This is a genomic window from Ekhidna sp. ABH4_415 (assembly GCF_056161305.1).
This window is the reverse complement of sequence record NZ_JBSWYW010000005.1, coordinates 384,293-404,568: the sequence shown is the minus strand read 5'-3', so window position 1 is coordinate 404,568 and position 20,276 is coordinate 384,293. Positions and strand designations below refer to the sequence as shown.

Here is a 20,276-nt window from a genome sequence, read left to right as displayed (position 1 = left end):
TTCATTTCAGTTTCGCGATGTTCATGGTTTCGATTCTGATAAAGTTGTTTTAATGACAGCAGGTCCCGGACCGCTTTCACGAATTTATACATTCAAGACTCCTGATATATGGGAGGAAAATTTTGTAATGGAAGATTCTCTTGGTTTCCTGGATTGTATTGATTTCTGGGATGACCAAAGAGGTATTGCATATGGTGATGCTATTGATCCCTACCCTTACATCTTGCTAACATCAGACGGAGGAAAATCCTGGAGAAGAGCAGATTCAACGAGCATGCCTAAAGCAGGCAAGGGAGAAGGAGGATTCGCAGCGAGTGGAACCTGTGTCACTACCGGGGAAAATGGAAAGGCATGGATTGCAACAGGGGCCCGTAACAATTGTAGATTCTTGGTAACTGAGGATTATGGAAAAAGCTGGAGGACGGTTTCATCGCCCTTGATTACTGGAGAAGCTGCTGGCAACACATCTGTTTCTTTCATTGGAAATATTGGGGTTGTTACGGGTGGTGACCTGCTAAAACCTACTGAATATACCGATAACTGTGCATTAAGCACGGACGGAGGAAACTCCTGGACGCTTACAAATCAGGCAAAAACAGCAGGCGCCTTTTATGGGAGTGCAATTACGAAAATCGATGATGAAACCATTGCCTTTGTGTGCGGTCCCAACGGTATAGATTACACCGTTGATTTGGGTCAAAGTTGGGTCAACCTTGATTCTGCTAACTATTGGGCGATTAGCATGAAAGGAAAAGTTGGATATGCCTGTGGTACCGATGGCAAAATTTTGCGAATATCTTTGCAGCCATGAGGCGACCAAGAAGAAACAGAGCATCAACAGCAATCAGAGACTTAGCTCAGGAAACAACGCTAACTACAAACGATTTCATTTTTCCTCTTTTCCTTTTGGAGGGAACTAAAAAGAAATCGGAGGTAGAAAGCATGCCTGGTATTTATCGACTTTCTGAAGATCTGATACTGAAGGAGATTGAGGAATGTCTCAAAATGGGTATCAAAGGTTTTGATGTGTTCCCTGTGGTGGAAGAAAAATACAAAGATAAGACTGCCACCAAAAGTTACGATCCTGGTTTCTTCTATCTGAAGACACTCACTAAAATCAAAAAAGAGTTTCCAGAGGCACTCATCATCACTGATGTGGCTATGGATCCATATAGTAGCGACGGGCACGATGGGATTGTGGAAGATGGAAAAATTCTCAATGATGAAACGTTGGATATTCTTGGGCAGATGGCACTGGCCCAAGCTGAGACCGGCGTGGACATGATAGGGCCCTCCGATATGATGGATTTTCGAGTGGGTTATCTTAGGAACGTACTCGATGAACAAGGATATACCAACACAGGCATCATGAGTTACACGGCTAAATATGCCTCCGCTTTTTACGGTCCTTTTAGAGATGCTTTGGACTCGGCTCCAAAATTTGGCGATAAAACAACCTACCAGATGAATCCTGCTAATAGTGATGAAGCCATTGTGGAAGCTGAACTTGATTTCAATGAGGGTGCAGATGTCTTGATGGTGAAGCCTGCACTGGCATATTTGGATATCATTCAAAGACTAAAATCAAACTTCAATATCCCGATTGCTGCTTACAATGTTTCAGGTGAGTACGCCATGATTAAGGCTGCTGGTGAAAAGGGGTGGCTTGATTCAGACAGAACGATGATGGAATCTTTATTATCTATTAAGCGAGCCGGTGCTGATATGATCCTTACTTATTTTGCGAAAGAAGCAGCTGCACATCTTCACCTGTAGCCGCCAAAACATCCATATTTCTAACAAGAAACTTTACAAAAAGAGGCTTATAAAATTGTCCGTTTGGCATAGCCAAAGCTTCCTGCCACACGGGCAATGCCAAATCCGGACTGAGCTCCAAATCCAGTGCTTTCAAAATAAGGTCTGTTGCTTTGATTTCATAATCAGGAGCGGGCTTTAATTGCACAGTATAGGTTTTTGATTCCATTGTTTCACCTGCAAAGGTGCTGCTTATTTTGAATGTAAAAATACCATCGCTTAGCCCATAGGTATTAGGCTTGAGTGTGTATTTATGGAGTCTGGTTCTAAAATCCTGGATTTTACTTCCATCACTTCCGTGAACAGAAAGTATATAATTAAGTACCGGCTCATCATACAAATGCCATAGCAACTCAAATGGCTCACTTTCATCCCAAACTAAATATCCTGATCTGTCAAATGGTGGATGAAGCACCGTGATAACTTTGGTTGGATCCAAAACGGTGCTATCCATGTATAGAAGTTCTAAGGCTGGTCGTTCTTGCCGATCCTTTAACTCCTCAGGCTTAAGATAAAAGGTAAAAATCTTTTCGGTGTGTTCGTAGGTAGTACCTCCTTTATGTACTAGGCTTAAAAAGCCTCCTTCTTTCACATCAATAGAAGTAACATCATCTACATACTGCAATGGTTCAACAGCTATTCCATAGGTACTTGCATCTTTCGCAACTAAAACCTGAAAAGGCTTGTCTTCCTGAGCTGGTAGATATAGCGCAATAGACAGAATTAGAAGGCATATAACAGATCGCATCTTCTCATTCGGTTAATCTTCTTTAAAAGTAAAGATTAACCGAATAATCTCTTAAGAAATCCAGGAAAATTGCATTTTTAATCGAATAGGTCTTCTTCCCTCTCCAGCATCAATATAGAAGACTGTGGCACAATGAAATATTTTTCCTGATTGTATTGCACCTCAAATGCACCTTTTTGAAGAAAAATAGCGAGATCGCCTTCTTTTGCTTGCAAAGGAATGTACTTTATTTTTTCGTCCTCCGGCCTCCATTCTTCGTCTTCTACAGCGTGAGGGATAGGATATCCCGGACCAGCTTTTACAATGTATCCGCTTTGTACTTTTTCCTTTTCATGCACACCTGGTGGAAGGTAAATTCCGCTTGACGTTTTTTGTGGCTCTTTAATAGGCTTGATAAGTACACGATCACCTACCACAATGATATTTTTCAGCTTATTGTCTGCAGTCAGTTCCATCTCGCAAAATTAAGGTGCAAAATTACGATTAAAACAGTTTAGGAGTATCCTCATCATCCTTCGCTCCTGCACGACGAAGGAGTTTATCATCCAGCGACTTTGATGTCTTGGAGCCCAGTTCTTTTAGACGCTCTGTTTTTCGTATGAGGTTATCCTTTCCTTCTACCAGTTTGTTCATTGCCTGGCCATATTGCTGCTTCGACTTATCCAGAGACTTGCCTACTTCGATTAAATCATCAACAAAAGCCTTGAATTTATCATAAAGAGCTCCACCCTGTCTTGCGATCTCTAGGGCATTTCTGTTTTGATATTCATGCTTCCATATGCTTGAAACGGTACGAAGTGTAGCCACTAAAGTAGCCGGACTCACAATGATGATACTCTTTTCATGTGCTTCATTATAAAGCTCTCCGCCGTGCTGAACGACTAAAGAAAATGCTGACTCGATAGGGACAAACATCAGCACGTAATCCAGTGAGCCACCATCAAACAACTGGTGATAATTTTTTTCAGCTAGTCCCTTCACATGTGCTTTTACGGAAAGAATGTGCTCTTTCAGATATTGTTCTTTTTTAGACTCGTCCTCCTCATTCATGTATTTCTCATAGGCAATGAGAGACATTTTCGCGTCAATGACCAAGTTTTTATTGTCAGGTAGTTTGATGATCACATCTGGACGTAATCTCCTGCCAGCTTCTGAATGAAGTGTTTCCTGAATAAAGTATTCCCGGTCTTTTTCCAAGCCTGATTTTTCCAGGATTCGCTCAAGGATCACTTCGCCCCAATTACCCTGCATTTTCACGTCTCCCTTCAGCGCTTTGGTCAGGTTCTCAGCCTCTTTGGTCATTCGATCATTTAACTCACGTAATCCAATGATCTGTTCTCTTAAAGCAGTACTTCGCTCAAGACTTTCCTTATTTGTCTGCTCTACCTTCTTCTCAAACTCGGTCAATTTCTGACCAAGTGGATTTAGTAGTTCGTGTAGATTCGTCTTATTTTGATCCGTGAATTTCTTGCTCTTCTCTTCAAAAATTTCATTGGCCAGGTTTTTAAACTCTGTAGTGAATTTTTCCTGCAACTGACCCAACTCTCCTTTTTGCTCCTCGAGACGTGTTTGAAGGTTTTGATAGTTAGCTTTTAAGGTAGAATTCTGATTGTTTAGGTGGATTACTTCTTCACGTTCTCGTCTCAGTTCTTCATTCAACTGTTGTAATTCCTCCGCCAGTTTTTTGGATCGCTCCATTTCCAGCTTAAGCTGAATTTTCAGCTCATCACTTTCCGGAACGCTCCGATTGCCTTTTACTCTATAAACCAACCATCCCATTGGTACACCAATGGCCAGACCCACCACCAAAAAAATCAAGCTCGAAATTTCCATCAATCAAAAATAAGCATTTTACTAAAATGTTTAGCAAAATTAATTGTTCAACTCTCGTAAATACATCTGGATCGTATTTTCCAATCCGTAATAAAGCGCATCACAAACCAGTGCATGTCCAATTGAAACTTCTTCAAGATACGGTATTTGCTGCTTTAAATAGTTAAGATTTTTTAAGTCCAGGTCATGGCCGGCATTCAAACCTAATCCAATCTCATGCGCATGTTTAGATGATCGCACATAATCTGCAATGGCTTGCTTCTTGTCAGCATGATAAGCAGAAGCATACATCTCCGTGTACAATTCCACTCTATCAGTACCGCACTTCTTAGCGCCATCCATCAGCTTATTTTCAGGCTCAATAAAAATAGACGTTCGAACACCCCAGCTCTTTATTTGACTGATTATTTCACTCAGCATTTTTTCATTATTGATCGTATCCCAGCCAGCATTGGATGTTAGTACATTGGGTGGATCGGGTACCAGGGTGGCCTGTGCTGGACGGACTTCTTCAATGATCTTTAAAAAACGCTCGTCAGGATATCCTTCAATGTTAAATTCGGTGGTAACGACATCTTTCAGCTCATAAACATCCTTTTTCGTAATATGCCTTTCATCTGGTCGGGGGTGAACGGTGATGCCCTGAGCACCAAATCGCTCGCAATCTTTAGCTACCTGAACCACATTTGGGTTGTCGCCACCTCTCGCATTTCTTAGGGTAGCGAACTTGTTGATATTTACACTAAGTTGGGTCATAGCTTAAGAATGTTTTTCTTCGCAAAGTTGTTCATTTAAAAACAATGATTATGAGTTTAAAATCCACAATTGAATCAGAAATAAAACAAGCCATGCTCAATAAAGACAAAGATCGTCTGAGAGCATTGCGGGCTATAAAATCTCAGATCCTCCTTGCAGAGACAGAGAAAGGAGGGGGCGGTGAGCTTTCCGAAGATGCAGAAATGAAGCTCCTAACCAAAGCTGCCAAACAGCGAAAAGACTCCATTGAAGTGTTTGAAAAACAAGGGAGAGATGATTTAGCTGCCACAGAAAAATCAGAACTTGCCGTCATCGAAAGCTTTCTACCCAAACAATTATCAGAGGAAGAGGTTGAAGTTGAAGTGAAGAAAGTCATTGATGAAGTAGGAGCATCCGGCCCACAGGATATGGGAAAAGTGATGGGTGCTGCGACAAAAAAATTAGCCGGAAAGGCAGACGGAAAAATGATTTCTACGTTAGCTAAAAAACTATTGAGCTAATTGAGCACCTTCGACATTATCTTATTGGTTTTTCTGGGATTTGGAGCAGTCAAAGGCTACAGGCATGGCTTTATTGTCGAAATTTTTTCATTCCTGGCTTTCTTCATAGGGCTGTTTTTGGCGCTTGAACTTACCGTTCCTGTTTCCACTAGCCTGTTTGGGGATAGTCGCTTTTTCGACATTGCTGCGATCGTTGTTTTTATCGCATTGTTTATCCTTCTGAGCCTTGCAATTAAGGCTGGAGCCAAAGCATTAAAAAATGCGGTTGATATGACCATTTTTGGTTCGGTTGATAATTTGTTAGGAGCGTTCGCCGGATTATTGAAATGGGCTTTTATACTTAGTATAGTTTTTTGGGTTTTTGACTCTGTGGGTTTTGACATTGAAAACAGGTATGCAGACAATGCTATCATTTTTCCGTATATTGTAGGTATAGGCCCCACAGTGTTTGGTTGGCTGAGTGAGGTTATCCCTTTGGTCCGGGATTTGATAGATTCAATGGATAGCCTCCCTAATGGAAAAGACACATATATGTCTGATTTATTAGCATCAAAAAAATTAATGATTTGAATAATAATACGATGATTGCCGAGCAACTCATAAACTATATGGTGCCACCACTTAAGCCGAGCGATGATATCGCACGTGCTAAACAGTGGATGGATGAATTCAGGGTGAAGGAGCTTCCAGTTGTAGAGAATAACGAATTCAAAGGTTTCGTTTCAGAAGATTTGCTTTATGATTCTGAAATCTTGCATCCTGAGGTAAGTGCATACCCGCTCATAGGGCAATCTTGCGTCATCCCGACAACTAGCCATTATTATGATATTCTTAGGGTGCAGAGCGACCACCAGTTAGAGATGGTCGCTGTTGTTTCTGGTGATGAGTTTAAGGGGGTGGTTTTAATCTCAGATATTCTGAAAGAATTCGCCAAAACTGCCATAGTCAATGCTCAGGGAGCCATCGTTACGCTCCAAACCAGCCTAAATGATTATTCCTTATCAGAAATTGCTCGTGTAGTGGAAATGAACGGCTCAACCATATTAGGCGCTAATGTTAAGCCTGATTTGGATGATCCGTCTTTGATAGAAATCGTGCTGCGCATCAACCATCAGGATGTAAACCAAATTGCTACAGGTCTTTCAAAAAGTGGCTATAAAGTCACTTCTTCATTCAACACTGAAGACAATTCATTTGACGAAAAAGATCGTTTCGGTATGCTAATGAAATTTCTCGATCCATGAGGCCAATGAAAAAAATTGTTTTACATGGCCTTCCAGTACAGCAAGATTCCGAAAAATATCTCACACAAATAATAGACAAGCTCAAAAAAGAGGAAGTTGAGATATGGTATACCTCTCTGTTTCACTCCAGAAACAGCAAATTGCTGGAACATGGTCAAAACGTAACAGACGAAATAACTCCTGAGTATGATGCCGTATTTAGTTTGGGGGGAGATGGAACATTTCTGGAATCACTACTTTGGGTAGGTAAGAGCGAGGTTCCAATATTAGGCATTAACATGGGGCGACTTGGTTTTCTGGCTTCAATTGCCAAAGAGTTTATTAAAGAGTCGCTGTTTTTGCTTTTTCAAGGCAAATATGAAATCGAGAGCAGGTCTCTATTGTCACTCGAAAGTGATCTAAACTTATTCAACGGCAAAACTTATGCATTGAATGAGTGCGCCATCCTCCGAAAGGATACCTCTGCCATGATCATGGTAAAATGCTACATCAACGGACAATACCTAAACACCTACTGGGCTGACGGACTGATGGTTGCTACACCAACCGGATCCACTGGCTACTCACTCAGTTGTGGTGGCCCCTTGATGATGCCCGATTCTAAAGATTTTATTATTACTCCGGTGAGTCCTCACAACCTTAACGTGAGGCCTCTCATTGTATCAGATGATTCAGAGTTAAAATTTGAAATTGAGTCTAGAAATCGAAGCTTTTTGATTTCACTTGATTCAAGATCAGAGACTATCGAAAAAGACGTGAATCTTGTAGTAAAAAAGGCACCATTTCAAGCCAAACTCATCAAAATAGAAGGCATTAATTTTCCCGACACCATACGAAATAAGCTGGGATGGGGCTTTGATAAGAGAAATTAAGCCTTCTTGTTCGCCTCTTTTTGTTGAATCCCCCCTTTTTTAGGATGAAATCGCGCATTCTTTCACTAGTTTTATGCGTTAAGAATTAGATAATTAACCGCCTATCTAAAACTTAAGAATTAACAAAAGCATACTTTTGTATTTTAAAGCATCTCATATGAAGCTAAAAAGTCTTTTATTAGTTATCCTTTCAGTGGCCATGCTGGGGCTAGCGGATAATGCCGAAGCGCAAAGAAAAAATAAGTATAAGAAGAGAAGGCAAACCAATAAAAAGGTATCTCATTACAAAGGTGGACTGAGAGGATACGGTCGATTTGAGCCTTACATTTTTGTAGGTGGTAACATCAATGCTGGTAACTATTTCGGTGACTTAGCTCCCGTTAATAAAGCAGCAAGTACAGATGTTTCTTTCACACGGCCGGGATTTGGCCTCTGGGGAGGCTACAAGTTTCACCACTCCATAGCAGTAACTGCCGGGATCAATTGGGTTCGTGTTTTTGGTGATGATTTTGCATCTGACCCAGCGTCTGAGGACGGTTTTGCACGATATGCAAGGAACCTGAGTTTTCGAAATGATATCAAGGAATTCAGAGTAGCATTACAGTTGTTTCTATTTCCAAATTATGGAGGACCTAACCAAAGACTTCCATTCAATGCATACCTTTCATTAGGGGCAGCAGTATTCCACCATCAACCAAAGGGTAAGGTGCCTGATTTTGACTATCAAACAGAAGGCATAAATGCCACAACAGCAGCTCCACAGGCTGGAGAGTGGGTAAACCTGAAACCTCTTGGTACTGAGGGACAAAATCTGGGTATCGTTGAACCGTACAAAAACATAGAGTTTTCTCTTCCTGTAGCCATAGGCGCACAAATTCGTATACCCAACACCCAATTGACCGGAGGACTTGAATTCGGGATAAGGTATTTGTTTACTGACTACATTGATGATGTAAGCACAAACTATGTAGGTCTTGACCAATTTAATGATGACCTGGCAAGAATCATGTCCGACAGGGCCTCTGTCCCAGTGAGCTCAAAAGGAGAAGCTAGGGAATTGACCAATCTTCGCATCATCAACAATCACGGAGAAGGACACAATTATTATATCGAAGGAAACGTTGGAACGGGTATAGATGGGTCAAAAAGAGGAAATCCGGATGACAATGATATGATCTTTGTAACACAGATCAAAGTGTCTTATGTGTTAGGCAGCACCACCCGTCGAAGGGCTAAATACAGGTAAACCTTGCGAAAAGCACTTTCTTTTACACTCCTAATCGCAACACTCTCAGCATCATCTCAATTCATGGAATTTGGTGGTGGTGTAGGCTCAATGAATTATGCCGGTGATCTGGTAAGGGGCTATAGTTTTAGCACGTCTTCGTTAGCTGGTACGGGCTTCTATCGCATGAATTTTTCTGAGATACTTACTGTGAAGCTAGCGCTAACCGTTGGTAAGGTGCGTGGCTCAGAAACGCCTATCGATGCGTTTGCAGAAGAAAGAGGTCACTCATTTAGTTCCACCGTTCTGGAGGCTTCTGCTGTTTTCGAATATCATTTTCTTGATTTTAAAACAGAAGATTCACCTGTAAATTATTCGCCATACATTTTTGGAGGTATTGGCTTTTTCAATTTTAATGATGCGCCGGAAAATGAAGATGTGGGATCTATTCAGCCTGTCTTGCCGATGGGTATTGGATTTAAATACTTATTCCAAAAAAAATATACAATTGGCATAGAAGCAGGAGCAAGGAAAACATTTTTTGATTATTTAGATGGTATTTCTGATAGTGATCAAACCATCAAAGATTACCAGTATGGTAACCCAAAAGACGATGATTGGTACTTTTTTACGGGCATCACATTCAGTATCACACTCTTCAATATACCATGTCCATTCCCATATAGACCCAACCAGTCAATTCTTTCGCGTTAATAGAAGTTAAATCATTGGTTTACATTCCCTTTAAGTAAAAAAAAGTTCATTTTTGTAGCCTTTTTGAAAATGGCGTTGGAGGAACTAGAAAACCAAATATCGAAGACCAATATCCCAGCTCACATCGCAGTGATAATGGATGGTAATGGACGGTGGGCACAAAAGCAGGGAGTGAAGAGAATCTTTGGTCATCAAAATGCCATTGAGGCCGTGAGAAATGTGACTGAAGGATGTGCAGAGTTAGGCGTTGGGTTTTTGACACTATATGCATTTTCAACAGAAAACTGGGATCGCCCAAAATATGAAGTAGATGGGCTTATGAACTTATTGGTTAACACCATAAAGAATGAGCTGCCCACACTTCAAAAAAATAATATTAAACTGTCTACAATAGGAGAAATATCGGGGTTACCAGAAAGTGCGCAGCAAAAGCTAAAAGAGGCTATTGATGTGACCGCTGACAACAACGGGATGCAATTGGTCTTAGCTCTCAATTATAGTGGGAAGTGGGATTTGGTGTTCGCTATGAATAAGATACTGGAAGAAGGGATAACGTCCATCGAACCTTCTGATATAGAAGCGCATCTATCTACCAAAGGCATTCCGGATCCTGACTTGTTAATACGTACGAGCGGAGAAATGAGAATCAGTAATTTCCTTTTGTGGCAAATGGCATATACCGAATTACATTTTACAGATGTACTTTGGCCCGATTTTAGAAAAAAAGATTTATACGAAGCGATTATTTCCTATCAGCAGCGAGAAAGAAGATTTGGAAAGACGAGTGATCAAGTGAAAGCATGAAGAAAGCATTAATTATAGTATTGGCCATTGTGGCTTTTTATGAAGCACAATCACAGGTGGTGTTTGGACGAAATCAGGGGCAGTCGGGTGGTGTTTCGATCAATTATTCCAGCCCGAAGGAGTATGAAATAGCCGATATTGAAGTGAGAGGGGTTCAGTTTCTGGATAATAATGCGCTTATTTCACTTTCCGGATTAAGGGTTGGCGATAAAATCAAAGTTCCCGGAGATGAAATTACCACAGCTATCAAAAAATTGTGGAATCAGGGGATCATCGGTAACGTATCCATTTATGCCTCTAAAGTAGAAGGTGATAAGATTTGGCTTGTGATTGAGCTGACCGAGCGCCCAAGATTAACCAAGTATATAATCGAGGGGGTAAACAAAACGAAACAGGGTGAAATAGAAGAAAAAATCGGACTTATCCGAGGCAAGGTTTTAACAGATGTGGTGATAAAAAACACGGAACTCGCTGTTCAAAGATATATGGAAAGCAAAGGCTTCCTAAATGCTGAGGTGAACGTGGTTCAACAAACAGATACCGTACTTAGAAACAGTGCCTACCTAAAGATTACAATTGATCAAGGTCAAAAAGTCAAAATAAGAAATATTCGATTCGAGGGGAATGAACAGTACACTTCTGCTAAGCTGAGATCAAAACTAAAAGGCACAGGAATGGTACCGAAATTTTCCTTGCCTACCGAAATTATTGAGACTACCGCCAAACTCCTTTGGCCTCCAAACCTGATCGAATTCGTAAAGGATTCAAAAAAAGTATCTAAAGAAGGAGTAAGAGAGTACATGGCTACTCATGTCAACCTAAACTTCTTTAAGAATGCCAAATTTGTGAAGGAGGATTATGAAGCAGATAAAGATCTGCTAATTGGGTTCTACAACTCAAAAGGATACCGAGATGCGGAGATTTTGGCAGACACTACCTACGACATCTCAAACAAATACATGAATATTGATATCTCCGTAGAAGAAGGTGATAAATACTACTTCAGAGATATATCATGGACTGGAAACTACATCTACAATGATGACCAACTTCAGCGAATCTTAGGGATCGAAAAAGGAGATGTTTATGATTTAGATCTTGTAAACAAAAAACTAAACTTCAACCCGAACGGTCCTGATATCAGCTCACTCTACATGGATGATGGTTATCTGTTCTTCAGCATTACACCGGTTGAAGTAGGGGTAACCCAGGACTCCATCGACCTGGAAATGAGAATCTATGAAGGGGCTCAAGCCACGATTGATAAAGTAATTATTAGTGGAAATGATAAAACCAACGATCATGTAATCCTGAGAGAGTTACGAACCCGTCCAGGAGACAAGTTCAGTCGTGCGGAGCTCATTAGAACACAGAGAGAGCTTTCTCAACTTGGGTATTTTGATCCTGAGCAAGTGAATCCTGTTCCAATCCCGGATCCAATAAATGAAACAGTGGATATTGAATGGCAGCTCGTAGAGCGTTCCAATGACCAGATTGAATTATCCGGTGGATGGGGAGGTGCCTTCGGGTTCGTTGGTACTTTTGGAGTAACTTTTAATAACTTCTCAGTAAGAAACATTACTAAGCCGGAACATTGGAGAGGACTTCCCGTAGGAGACGGTCAAAGCCTATCACTCCGTTTCCAGGCAAACGGTAGAACCTTCCAGAGTTACTCATTCAGCTTTGTGGAGCCATGGCTAGGTGGAAGAAAGCCAAATTCATTTGGGCTTAGTTACAGTAAATCAATCCAGCGATCGATAAACCGATTTACAAATGAGACACTTGGATGGCTTAAAGTAACGGGTATTTCTGCATCACTTGGAAGAAGAGTAAAATGGCCAGATGATTTCTTTACCGTTAGCACAGGAATATCTTATCAACGTTATGACCTGTTCCAGTTTGGTAGCCGTTCTCTTGGTTTCCAAACGGGTGATGCGAATAGCTTCACATTTAACACAACGTTTGCAAGAAATTCGGTCAATCAGCCTATGTATCCTCGAAATGGGTCCAGTATTTCATTAGCTGCATCATTCACGCCTCCATACTCCTTATGGAGAGATTTAGATTATGAAAATGCTGCCCCGGAAGAGAGATATAAATGGCTGGAATACCACAAGTGGAACTTTGATAGTAAATACTATTTAACGTTAACAGGAAAACTTGTGCTTGCAGCAAGAGCACACTTTGGATACCTGGGCACCTATAACAGCAAAACAGGTGTGGGGCCATTCGAAAGATTCCAGCTTGGTGGTGATGGACTTACTGGACAGAACTTCCTGCTGGGTACTGATGTGGTTGGGTTAAGAGGCTATCCGAACAACTCGATTACTCCATTTGATAGAGAAAACAACATTGAAGGGGGTACCCTTTTCAATAAGTACGTGATGGAATTGAGATACCCTATTTCATTGGCACAATCGGCTACCATTTATGCCCTTACTTTCGTAGAAGGAGGAAATAACTGGGATCGATTTGCTGAATTCAATCCTTACAACATAAAAAAATCTGCAGGTATAGGCCTTAGAATCTTTATGCCAGCGTTTGGACTTATGGGGATTGACTGGGCATATGGGTTTGATAGGGTGCCTGGCACGCTTGAAAACGCTGGTCCGCAGTTCCACTTCTCCATTGGCCAACAGATTCGCTAATGGGAGTGTCTAAACAATAACGCTTATGAAAAAGATATCGCTACTGCTTTTTGGACTGTTTTTTACCACGATTACATTTGCGCAAAAATTTGGGTATGTAGATACCCAATACATCTTGGAAAAGATGCCTGAGTATAAAGATGCCCAGGCAGAAATTGAGAAGCTGGCAAAAGGATGGGAAACAGAGATTCAGGAGCTTTATCAGCAAGTGGAAGCAATGGAAGTAGAGTTGAAAGCTGAGGAAGTGCTTTTGACAAAAGAGATGTGGGAGGAGAGAAACGCAGAGATTGAACGGAAGTGGAAGGAAGTGAAAGAGTATCAGCAATCCATTTTTGGATTTGATGGCCTGTATTTCTTGAAAAAGAAAGAACTGGTAAAACCAGTTCAGGATCAAGTGTTTGAAGCGGTAGAACGAGTGGCAAAAAATAACAGACTTCAGATCGTATTTGACAAATCTGGTGATCTTGTCATGATATATACAGATCCCATCCATGATTACACTGATTTTGTACTGGAAGATCTTGGTTTGGTAGAAAATCAGAGTGTCGGAAATAATTAAGCATAATAATTGAACCTAAACAACCATAAGGGTGAAAGCCCAACTATAAAACGAAAAGTTAATTGATATGAAAGCTAGAATTTTACTAAGTACTGCCCTTGCTGTAATCGGTTTCGGAGTAATGGCGCAGTTAAAAATAGGCTATACAAATGTAGAGTACGTTTTGAGCCTAATGCCGGAAGCAAAACAAATTGAAAGTGAGCTTGCTGCTTACGACAAGCAATTATCTGCTCAGCTAGAAGCCAAGTATTCTGACTATCAGGCAAAGGTGGCAGACTACCAACAAAATGCTGAGAGCTATACTGATGTTGTAAGAGCTGACAAAGAAAATGAGATCGTAAACCTTCAGACTTCTATTCAGGAGTTTGAACAAAACGCTCAAACCTCAATGATGAATAAGAGAAACCAGCTTCTACAGCCTGCTTTCGAAAAGATTGGAACGGCAATTGAGCAGGTATCCAAGGAGAATGGCTATTCGCATGTTTTCAACATGACTGCAGGAGGACAAAGCATCCTTCTTTACGCTCGTGAAGAAGACAATGTGACTAACCTGGTACTTAAAAAGCTAGGTATTGATCCGCCAGCTGGCAAATAAAGCTCTAGGACCTTATTAAGAGCCCTGTTGGAATTCCTTCAGGGCTTTTTTATGCGATCACAATTCCAAAAATCAATCCACCAACAATAATAAGCGGGGTGGGGACCTTTGTGAAATGCATCATTCCTACAGTGCCAAAAAGAAGAATAAAATTGATAACCTTCTGTTCCATTGGCATAAAAAGAAGAAACGCTGCGGCGATCACCATCCCGGCACTTACAGCAGTAATCCCTTCTAGTGAGGCCTTCACGATTCGATATTTTTTAAGCTGCTCCCAGAATCTGATAATAAAGAATATCAGAAATGTGCCTGGCAAAAAGATGCCCGCAGCTGCCATGCCTGCCCCAAATAGCTGCCCACCTATGCCTAAGTCTCTAGCACTCAATGCGCCAACATACGCACTAAAAGAAAACACCGGTCCCGGGATGGCCTGAACAAAACCATATCCTGATATAAATTCCTGTGAAGTGAGGTATCCCTTAAACTCAACAAACTCTGTATAAAGAAGCGGAACAAGCACCTGCCCTCCTCCAAAAATCAAACTTCCATTTCGATAGAAGTTCTCAAATAGCTTAATGGGTTGATATTGTGTAACACCCCCCAATACCGCAGCAGCGACCAGGACAGAAATCCATAGGATCAGGTTCGCCCATTTGATATTGATTCGCTCCTTTTCTTCGATCGGTTGACGTTTGTACTTCCATGTGGTGGCAAGCCCACCCAAAATGATCAAGACCGGAAACGCATATGGAGACTTCAAGGCAAAAGAGGCAAACGCAGAAAAAACCATCAACCCAACACCAATTTTCGTATTTACTACCTTGATAGCAATCTTATAAGATGAATATGCGACAATCCCAACTGCAATTGGTTCGATGAAACGCAAAAAACCTAGAGAAATGTCCATTTCTTCCGCTGTGACCATGAAAATACCCAAAGCTGTCATTATGCAAAAGGCCGGAAACATCCACACCAAAAGAGTTAGGTAAGCCAGGTTTGGCCCTCCTATTTTATAGCCAAGTGCGGTAATTGTTTGAGTAGACGTGGGACCCGGGAGAATCTGGCACAGCGCATACAATTCAATCAAATCCTCCTCTGTCAGATATCCTCTTTTAGAAACCAAAAGATCGAGGAACATCCCAAAATGCCCCTGCGGTCCTCCAAATGCAGTTAAGGACAGCACAGACACGTCTTTTAAGAAAATAATATTTCTAACTCGCCTTATCGACATCCTTAGGCCTTAAGACCGATTTCTTTCAATCGTTCATCCAGGAACTCGCCTGCTGTAATATCCTCGAAAGCTTTTGGATGTTCATCGTCGATGCAGTTTTCCAGACAGGTCAGGTCCATTTCAGACACAGGGTGCATAAAAAATGGTATAGAGAACCTGGAGGTATGCATCAATTCTCTTGGAGGATTCACTACCCGGTGAATGGTCGATTTCAATTTTCCATTGGTGTGACGCTCTAGCATATCCCCAACATTCACAACGATTTGCTCTGGAAGTGCCGTGATTGGAATCCACTTTCCATCTCTTCTTAGTACCTGCAAACCATCTGCGCTCGCACCCATGAGGAGTGTGATCAAATTAATGTCGCCATGCTCTGCAGCACGTACGGCATCAGGAGGAAGTGAATCAGGATCTTCAATCGGGAAATAATGAATCGGACGTAAAATACTGTTTCCCTCCTTCACCTTATCGTTAAAATAGTTTTCTGGAAGATCGAGGTATAGAGCGATAGCTCTAAGCATATGCACACCAGCCTGTAGCAAAGTGAGATAGGCCTCTGAGGTGTATTTTTCAAACTCCGGCACTTCTTCTGGCCAAATATTGTCCGGGTAGTCTTCTCTTTGGTTTTTTGGTGGCTGCCCTACATGATAAAATTCCTTGAGGTCTCCGGTATTTCTTCCTTTTGCTTTCTCTCTCCCCTTGCTTATATAGCCTCGCTGACCCGCCAGCTCCACTATTTCATATTTCTTTTTTACATCGTCAGGAAGTCGGAAAAACTTCTCAACTGATTCATAAAGGTTTTTAGTTAGCTCATCCGAAAGTCCGTGGTTTTTTATTGACACAAATCCAATGTTTGTGTACGCTTCTCCAAGCTTCGCTACAAATGCTTTCTTCTGCTCCGGTGTTCCATCGGTAAAATCCGCTAAATCCAGTGATGGTATCTCATCAAATAATATCTCCGTCATGTGTTAGGTCAAATTATGACTTACAATTTAATAATAAAATCTACTGAAAATCAATTCAGGATACTTCGCAACACTTTTAGCGACTTAGGTTTATGAATGTGTGCATGATGCTCGTAATAGTTAAGAATCTCGTCCAACACCTCGTTTCTCGACTCACGTGACATCCCGATTTTAGTTCCGTATGGCTCTTTCATTAATACCTCCATGCGCCCATGAACCTCCGATGAGGGTGCGAGGCGATCTGTAGAGCTGAACAGGTTATCAATTTCATCAATGGCGTATCCAAGAAAAGGACCCACCTTCAAAAGAAACTGCAAATGAAAGTTCGCTACCCCTAATTCTAAAGCATCCAGTACCTTGATTGACTCCTCCGCAAAAGTATAAAGATGTGGATTAGGTGATTGTTCTGACTGAAGCAACTTGGAGAAAACTTCCGTCAAAAAAAGTGTGATTGAACTCTTGATTGGGTCGTGATGAATATAGTGGAGGGGATGATAGCTCTTAAACTCAGATATTCGCTGAAGGTCACGTGTCTCTTTAACATAAAGCACCAAATCCAGTAAAGAAAACGGTTGAAAATAGCCAATGCTCTTTTTTGTCTTTTGACTCCTGATAGCGTTTACAATATAGGATCCGTATCCATTTTCTTCTGTAAACACCCTGGCGATGATAGATGTATCGCCATATTTCATGTAGCTCAAAACGATTCCTTTTGACTTGACTATCATCAGCGGACCACTGCTATTTTACCCACATATGTCTCCTCACCATCTGAAGTAGCACTAAAGAACAAATAGATCCCTGTAGCCACTTTACCTCCGCGAATATCCATTAAGTCCCAGGAGGCGGCCCCTCCATTTGCTTCGACCTCTGCCACCAGGTTCCCATTAATATCTGTCACCTTTACATTGACATTTCTGGCTAATCCTGTAAGACCCACAAGTCCCTGGTATTCTGGCCGTACCGGATTCGGAAAAATATTCACATTGCTATGTCGCGGTAAGCCGAAGGATGAAGCACTTCGATAAGAAACCATGCCCCGATCTGTATAGATGAAAACCTCCCCATTACTTCTGCTGTATTCTAGCCCCAGCACTTTATTCGATGGAAGTGGGCTGTTCGATTCATTAAATACTGCCACCTGCTCAGAGGTATTTTCATCATATATCCAGAGGCCGCTATTGGTGCCAAACCAGATTCGATTTCCACCATCTGTCATTACTGCATTGATGAACTCTCCTTCGAATAAAATTCGATTTTCAAAAGTGGGGAGGACGGCCTCTGAATCAGAGAATATAAAAGAGGCGCTTGGAAATACAGCCGGTCCCTGAGCTGTACCCACCCATGCATTGTCTTCGGTACTGATGTTAATATCAGTAAATGCTGACGGCAACCCATCCGAGGTTGAAATGACGTCAGTATTTCCCTCTCCTGACTCAAAAACGGTGATTGTTCCAGACGAAGATCCCAGCCAGGCCACTCCAGTTTCGGACAGATCGATGCTTATAAATTCATTATCAAAGACTAACGAAGCTGAATAAGATGTCCAGTTGCTTTCACCATCTAGTGTGTGAATAGGATTGGAGTTTGCAAAGCTGGAAACCCACAAGTGTTCTCCTGCAGTCAATGAGGTGATAATCGTATCCGCCTCTGTTGTACTGCCTGGGATATCGGCAATGATTGTTTCTGTGCTTTCTTCAATGAGTCCATCACCAATAGATGCATAATAATAGTTGCCATTAAACCGGGATACATCTGAAACATTCGTAAACCCTGAAATAGATCGCACATCCCATTGTCCCTCGGAGAAAACAGAATATTCGGACTGCTGCTCAGATCCGTCGTAAGTAGACGCGGAAGGAGCATGAAATCCAAACAACTCGTCGGAGACAACTCGAAAATTGGAGAAGGAATCAGAGACAGGTCCATCCGGAGAAAAGGTATTTCCAGAAGGGTCAATCAAACCTTGCAACCCATCTGCGAGATAGAAACTCCCATTTATTTGAACAATGTCATTCAAATCGGTCGCAGAGGATGTGGTCAGTGTTTCAAATGCAACCCCACTCCATTGGTGCAGCGTGCCATTTGCCGCCACAGTGATAAGCATTTCGTTAACGCTAAAAAGCTGATCGGCTCCCGAAGGTAATTCTGCTCCGGTATCAGTCCAGGCACTGGTGAGCACCAACAGGTTGCTTCCGGAAGTGGCATAAATCTCATCATCGACCATTATCAGGTTGGTGTAGCCAGCACTTCCAGCATGTCTGTTCCAATTGCTAAAGTCAAGGAGATTCTTCGCAAGACTTCCTGACTGAATGCCTTCACTTGTACGGATAAACAACGAGTCATTTCTTGCAAGGATTTGAAGTACCGCCACTTCTACACCGGCAGCTCCAATGTTGACGAAGTTTTCAACTATTTCTGCTTCGTTCGTATTCACCACAATCACCCCAATGTCGGTAGCCAGATAGGTTTGGCCATTTACGAATGTGATGTCATTGATGCTTTTATCGACATCCAGAGAACTATTCGCTAAATCTTCAATGGTCAGAATCTGATCTTCGAATACAAAATCGATATAGCCCGCACGATAACCAATAACCAATACATTGGCCACTTCATCATAGGCCATAGCCGATACTCCCACATCCGCCAGTCCATCTATCTTGGAGAGCTTTCGCGTCTCCCCACTTTCAATGTCTCGGGAAAACAGGCCATTTTCAGCAGAGCAAAAAATCTTTTCGGGAGTGACTGCAAGGTGCTGTGCATTACTAAAGCTAAAATGCGTTCGCCAGGTGCCCACCGCAATATCCTGCGCAGGAGCCAACCATCCGGCAAAAAGCATCAGACTACTTAGGGCCCACAGCTTCAAAGAAGCAAGATCTGCAGAGTGCTTCATAAATATCCTTTTCTCCTAAAACTATCGTTTTTTTGGATTTAGTACGTCGATGGGAATAAGATGCCACATTACCACACTTCATACAGACCGCATGAACCTTGGTGATGTACTCGGCTATGGCCATTAAGGAATCCATTGGCTTAAATGGCACGCCTTTAAAATCCATATCAAGTCCGGCCACAATCACACGCTTTCCCTGATTGGCAAGATCATTAGCCACTTTCACTATCTCCTCATCAAAGAACTGAGCCTCATCTATGCCCACCACCTCACAGTCACCAGCTCGCAGCAGTATGTCATTTGCAAAATTTACCGGAGTGGATGGGATGGACGAATCTTTGTGAGAAACGATCTTGACCTTATCGTATCGCTTATCAACTGCCGGCTTAAAGATCTCCACATGTTGATTAGCCAGCATCGCTCGATTCAACCTTCGGATCAGTTCTTCTGTTTTACCGGAAAACATCGATCCGCAGACCACTTCTATCCATCCGGCTCTTCGAAGCGTTCCTTTTCCTATATGTGGTTCTACAAACATTATTCAGAGTAAGTCAAATGTGGCAGTTGTGTTTCTTTGGGCACCTTCACAGCAATATCTCCTGAAAGGTGAACCTGGCAGGTGAGACGCTCATCGTCTCGCAATTTATTCAATTTCGCAAATTGCAGCTCAGGTCGGGTAGGTGGTGTCAGATGCTCCATTCCCTCGACTATTTTTGCTTTGCAGGTGGTACACCTGCCCTTTCCTCCGCAGGCATGCATCCAGTCTGTGGCAGTAAGCAAAATATCTAGCAAACTTTCCCTTTTATCCTCACAATGAATAGATTTACTTTGTAGGTTAACGATTTTTACCGTGGGCATCCTTATCAACATT

At 41.9% G+C, this 20,276-nt stretch carries 22 protein-coding genes; 12 read left to right on the top strand and 10 right to left on the bottom strand.

The window, feature by feature from the left end; translation table 11 throughout:
* Both ACXAH9_RS11185 and hemB read left to right on the top strand, forming a co-directional pair.
* On the top strand, positions 1-811 hold an 811-nt coding region (locus ACXAH9_RS11185; RefSeq protein WP_474894944.1), incomplete at its 5' end, for a sialidase family protein.
* On the top strand, positions 808-1,776 hold the full coding sequence (hemB, locus tag ACXAH9_RS11180) for a porphobilinogen synthase (RefSeq protein WP_474894943.1): 969 nt from the start codon (positions 808-810) through the stop codon (positions 1,774-1,776). The genes ACXAH9_RS11185 and hemB, both read left to right, overlap by 4 nt.
* On the opposite strand, the gene ACXAH9_RS11175 is transcribed toward hemB, so the two are convergent.
* From ACXAH9_RS11175 to ACXAH9_RS11160, 4 genes are all read right to left on the bottom strand, one after another.
* The gene (locus tag ACXAH9_RS11175; protein ID WP_474894942.1) at positions 1,733-2,563 is read right to left on the bottom strand and encodes a hypothetical protein; all 831 of its coding nucleotides are present in this window, start codon (positions 2,561-2,563) and stop codon (positions 1,733-1,735) included. The genes hemB and ACXAH9_RS11175 overlap by 44 nt on opposite strands.
* Positions 2,564-2,640: 77 nt before the next feature.
* Positions 2,641-3,018: a co-chaperone GroES gene (locus ACXAH9_RS11170; protein WP_474894941.1), complete on the bottom strand. Its 378-nt coding sequence runs from the start codon at positions 3,016-3,018 to the stop codon at positions 2,641-2,643.
* 28 nt (positions 3,019-3,046) lie between these two features.
* Positions 3,047-4,396, bottom strand: a complete 1,350-nt coding sequence (locus ACXAH9_RS11165; RefSeq protein ID WP_474894940.1) for a DNA recombination protein RmuC — start codon at positions 4,394-4,396, stop codon at positions 3,047-3,049.
* A gap of 39 nt (positions 4,397-4,435) precedes the next feature.
* The gene (locus ACXAH9_RS11160) at positions 4,436-5,152 is read right to left on the bottom strand and encodes a pyridoxine 5'-phosphate synthase (protein WP_474894939.1); all 717 of its coding nucleotides are present in this window, start codon (positions 5,150-5,152) and stop codon (positions 4,436-4,438) included.
* 50 nt (positions 5,153-5,202) lie between these two features.
* Between ACXAH9_RS11160 and ACXAH9_RS11155 the strand changes: the two genes are divergently transcribed.
* From ACXAH9_RS11155 to ACXAH9_RS11110, 10 genes are all read left to right on the top strand, one after another.
* Positions 5,203-5,652, top strand: a complete 450-nt coding sequence (locus tag ACXAH9_RS11155; protein WP_474894938.1) for a GatB/YqeY domain-containing protein — start codon at positions 5,203-5,205, stop codon at positions 5,650-5,652.
* Positions 5,653-6,222, top strand: a complete 570-nt coding sequence (locus tag ACXAH9_RS11150) for a CvpA family protein (protein ID WP_474894937.1) — start codon at positions 5,653-5,655, stop codon at positions 6,220-6,222.
* Positions 6,219-6,896 carry a CBS domain-containing protein gene (locus ACXAH9_RS11145; RefSeq protein WP_474894936.1) on the top strand — a complete coding sequence of 226 codons (678 nt, stop codon included), beginning with the start codon at positions 6,219-6,221 and terminating at the stop codon, positions 6,894-6,896. The genes ACXAH9_RS11150 and ACXAH9_RS11145 overlap by 4 nt, the downstream gene beginning before the upstream one ends.
* A 5-nt stretch (positions 6,897-6,901) precedes the next feature.
* Positions 6,902-7,768 carry an NAD kinase gene (locus ACXAH9_RS11140; RefSeq protein WP_474894935.1) on the top strand — a complete coding sequence of 289 codons (867 nt, stop codon included), beginning with the start codon at positions 6,902-6,904 and terminating at the stop codon, positions 7,766-7,768.
* A gap of 157 nt (positions 7,769-7,925) precedes the next feature.
* A complete protein-coding gene (locus ACXAH9_RS11135; protein WP_474894934.1) occupies positions 7,926-9,014 on the top strand; it encodes a hypothetical protein in 1,089 nt (362 codons plus the stop codon).
* A 3-nt stretch (positions 9,015-9,017) separates the two neighbouring features.
* Positions 9,018-9,707: a type IX secretion system protein PorG gene (gene porG / locus ACXAH9_RS11130; RefSeq protein WP_474894933.1), complete on the top strand. Its 690-nt coding sequence runs from the start codon at positions 9,018-9,020 to the stop codon at positions 9,705-9,707.
* A 69-nt stretch (positions 9,708-9,776) separates the two neighbouring features.
* Complete coding sequence (locus ACXAH9_RS11125; protein ID WP_474894932.1) at positions 9,777-10,511, top strand: isoprenyl transferase; 735 nt, start codon at positions 9,777-9,779, stop codon at positions 10,509-10,511.
* On the top strand, positions 10,508-13,159 hold the full coding sequence (locus ACXAH9_RS11120; protein WP_474894931.1) for a BamA/OMP85 family outer membrane protein: 2,652 nt from the start codon (positions 10,508-10,510) through the stop codon (positions 13,157-13,159). The genes ACXAH9_RS11125 and ACXAH9_RS11120 overlap by 4 nt, the downstream gene beginning before the upstream one ends.
* A gap of 25 nt (positions 13,160-13,184) precedes the next feature.
* The gene (locus tag ACXAH9_RS11115) at positions 13,185-13,718 is read left to right on the top strand and encodes an OmpH/Skp family outer membrane protein (protein WP_349565865.1); all 534 of its coding nucleotides are present in this window, start codon (positions 13,185-13,187) and stop codon (positions 13,716-13,718) included.
* A 67-nt stretch (positions 13,719-13,785) separates the two neighbouring features.
* On the top strand, positions 13,786-14,313 hold the full coding sequence (locus tag ACXAH9_RS11110) for an OmpH/Skp family outer membrane protein (protein WP_474894930.1): 528 nt from the start codon (positions 13,786-13,788) through the stop codon (positions 14,311-14,313).
* 49 nt (positions 14,314-14,362) lie between these two features.
* Here ACXAH9_RS11110 and chrA read toward each other — a convergent pair whose 3' ends face one another.
* Genes chrA through ACXAH9_RS11080 form a run of 6 tightly spaced genes read right to left on the bottom strand, consistent with a single transcriptional unit; the run spans position 14,363 to position 20,263 of the window.
* The gene (gene chrA / locus ACXAH9_RS11105; RefSeq protein ID WP_474894929.1) at positions 14,363-15,544 is read right to left on the bottom strand and encodes a chromate efflux transporter; all 1,182 of its coding nucleotides are present in this window, start codon (positions 15,542-15,544) and stop codon (positions 14,363-14,365) included.
* 2 nt (positions 15,545-15,546) lie between these two features.
* Complete coding sequence (locus ACXAH9_RS11100; protein WP_474894928.1) at positions 15,547-16,509, bottom strand: isopenicillin N synthase family dioxygenase; 963 nt, start codon at positions 16,507-16,509, stop codon at positions 15,547-15,549.
* A 50-nt stretch (positions 16,510-16,559) separates the two neighbouring features.
* Positions 16,560-17,237: a DNA repair protein RecO gene (recO, locus tag ACXAH9_RS11095; protein ID WP_474894927.1), complete on the bottom strand. Its 678-nt coding sequence runs from the start codon at positions 17,235-17,237 to the stop codon at positions 16,560-16,562.
* A complete protein-coding gene (gene porZ / locus ACXAH9_RS11090) occupies positions 17,237-19,405 on the bottom strand; it encodes a type IX secretion system anionic LPS delivery protein PorZ (RefSeq protein ID WP_474894926.1) in 2,169 nt (722 codons plus the stop codon). Before porZ ends, recO begins: the two co-directional genes overlap by 1 nt.
* Positions 19,356-19,943 carry a thymidine kinase gene (locus ACXAH9_RS11085; protein WP_474894925.1) on the bottom strand — a complete coding sequence of 196 codons (588 nt, stop codon included), beginning with the start codon at positions 19,941-19,943 and terminating at the stop codon, positions 19,356-19,358. Before ACXAH9_RS11085 ends, porZ begins: the two co-directional genes overlap by 50 nt.
* Entirely contained in the window at positions 19,943-20,263 is a 321-nt protein-coding gene (locus ACXAH9_RS11080) for a 2Fe-2S iron-sulfur cluster-binding protein (protein WP_474894924.1), read from the bottom strand. The genes ACXAH9_RS11085 and ACXAH9_RS11080 overlap by 1 nt, the downstream gene beginning before the upstream one ends.
* Between the last annotated feature and the right edge of the window lie 13 nt (positions 20,264-20,276).

Coding starts and splice junctions, on each gene's coding strand:
- ACXAH9_RS11160 (WP_474894939.1), bottom strand. CDS start 5,152: ATGACCCAACTTAGTGTAAATATCAACAAGTTCGCTACCCTAAGAAAT.
- ACXAH9_RS11120 (WP_474894931.1), top strand. CDS start 10,508: ATGAAGAAAGCATTAATTATAGTATTGGCCATTGTGGCTTTTTATGAA.
- ACXAH9_RS11125 (WP_474894932.1), top strand. CDS start 9,777: ATGGCGTTGGAGGAACTAGAAAACCAAATATCGAAGACCAATATCCCA.
- ACXAH9_RS11170 (WP_474894941.1), bottom strand. CDS start 3,018: ATGGAACTGACTGCAGACAATAAGCTGAAAAATATCATTGTGGTAGGT.
- ACXAH9_RS11140 (WP_474894935.1), top strand. CDS start 6,902: ATGAAAAAAATTGTTTTACATGGCCTTCCAGTACAGCAAGATTCCGAA.
- porZ (WP_474894926.1), bottom strand. CDS start 19,405: ATGAAGCACTCTGCAGATCTTGCTTCTTTGAAGCTGTGGGCCCTAAGT.
- ACXAH9_RS11085 (WP_474894925.1), bottom strand. CDS start 19,943: ATGTTTGTAGAACCACATATAGGAAAAGGAACGCTTCGAAGAGCCGGA.
- ACXAH9_RS11175 (WP_474894942.1), bottom strand. CDS start 2,563: ATGCGATCTGTTATATGCCTTCTAATTCTGTCTATTGCGCTATATCTA.
- hemB (WP_474894943.1), top strand. CDS start 808: ATGAGGCGACCAAGAAGAAACAGAGCATCAACAGCAATCAGAGACTTA.
- ACXAH9_RS11110 (WP_474894930.1), top strand. CDS start 13,786: ATGAAAGCTAGAATTTTACTAAGTACTGCCCTTGCTGTAATCGGTTTC.
- chrA (WP_474894929.1), bottom strand. CDS start 15,544: ATGTCGATAAGGCGAGTTAGAAATATTATTTTCTTAAAAGACGTGTCT.
- ACXAH9_RS11080 (WP_474894924.1), bottom strand. CDS start 20,263: ATGCCCACGGTAAAAATCGTTAACCTACAAAGTAAATCTATTCATTGT.
- recO (WP_474894927.1), bottom strand. CDS start 17,237: ATGATAGTCAAGTCAAAAGGAATCGTTTTGAGCTACATGAAATATGGC.
- ACXAH9_RS11165 (WP_474894940.1), bottom strand. CDS start 4,396: ATGGAAATTTCGAGCTTGATTTTTTTGGTGGTGGGTCTGGCCATTGGT.
- ACXAH9_RS11135 (WP_474894934.1), top strand. CDS start 7,926: ATGAAGCTAAAAAGTCTTTTATTAGTTATCCTTTCAGTGGCCATGCTG.
- ACXAH9_RS11100 (WP_474894928.1), bottom strand. CDS start 16,509: ATGACGGAGATATTATTTGATGAGATACCATCACTGGATTTAGCGGAT.
- ACXAH9_RS11155 (WP_474894938.1), top strand. CDS start 5,203: ATGAGTTTAAAATCCACAATTGAATCAGAAATAAAACAAGCCATGCTC.
- ACXAH9_RS11115 (WP_349565865.1), top strand. CDS start 13,185: ATGAAAAAGATATCGCTACTGCTTTTTGGACTGTTTTTTACCACGATT.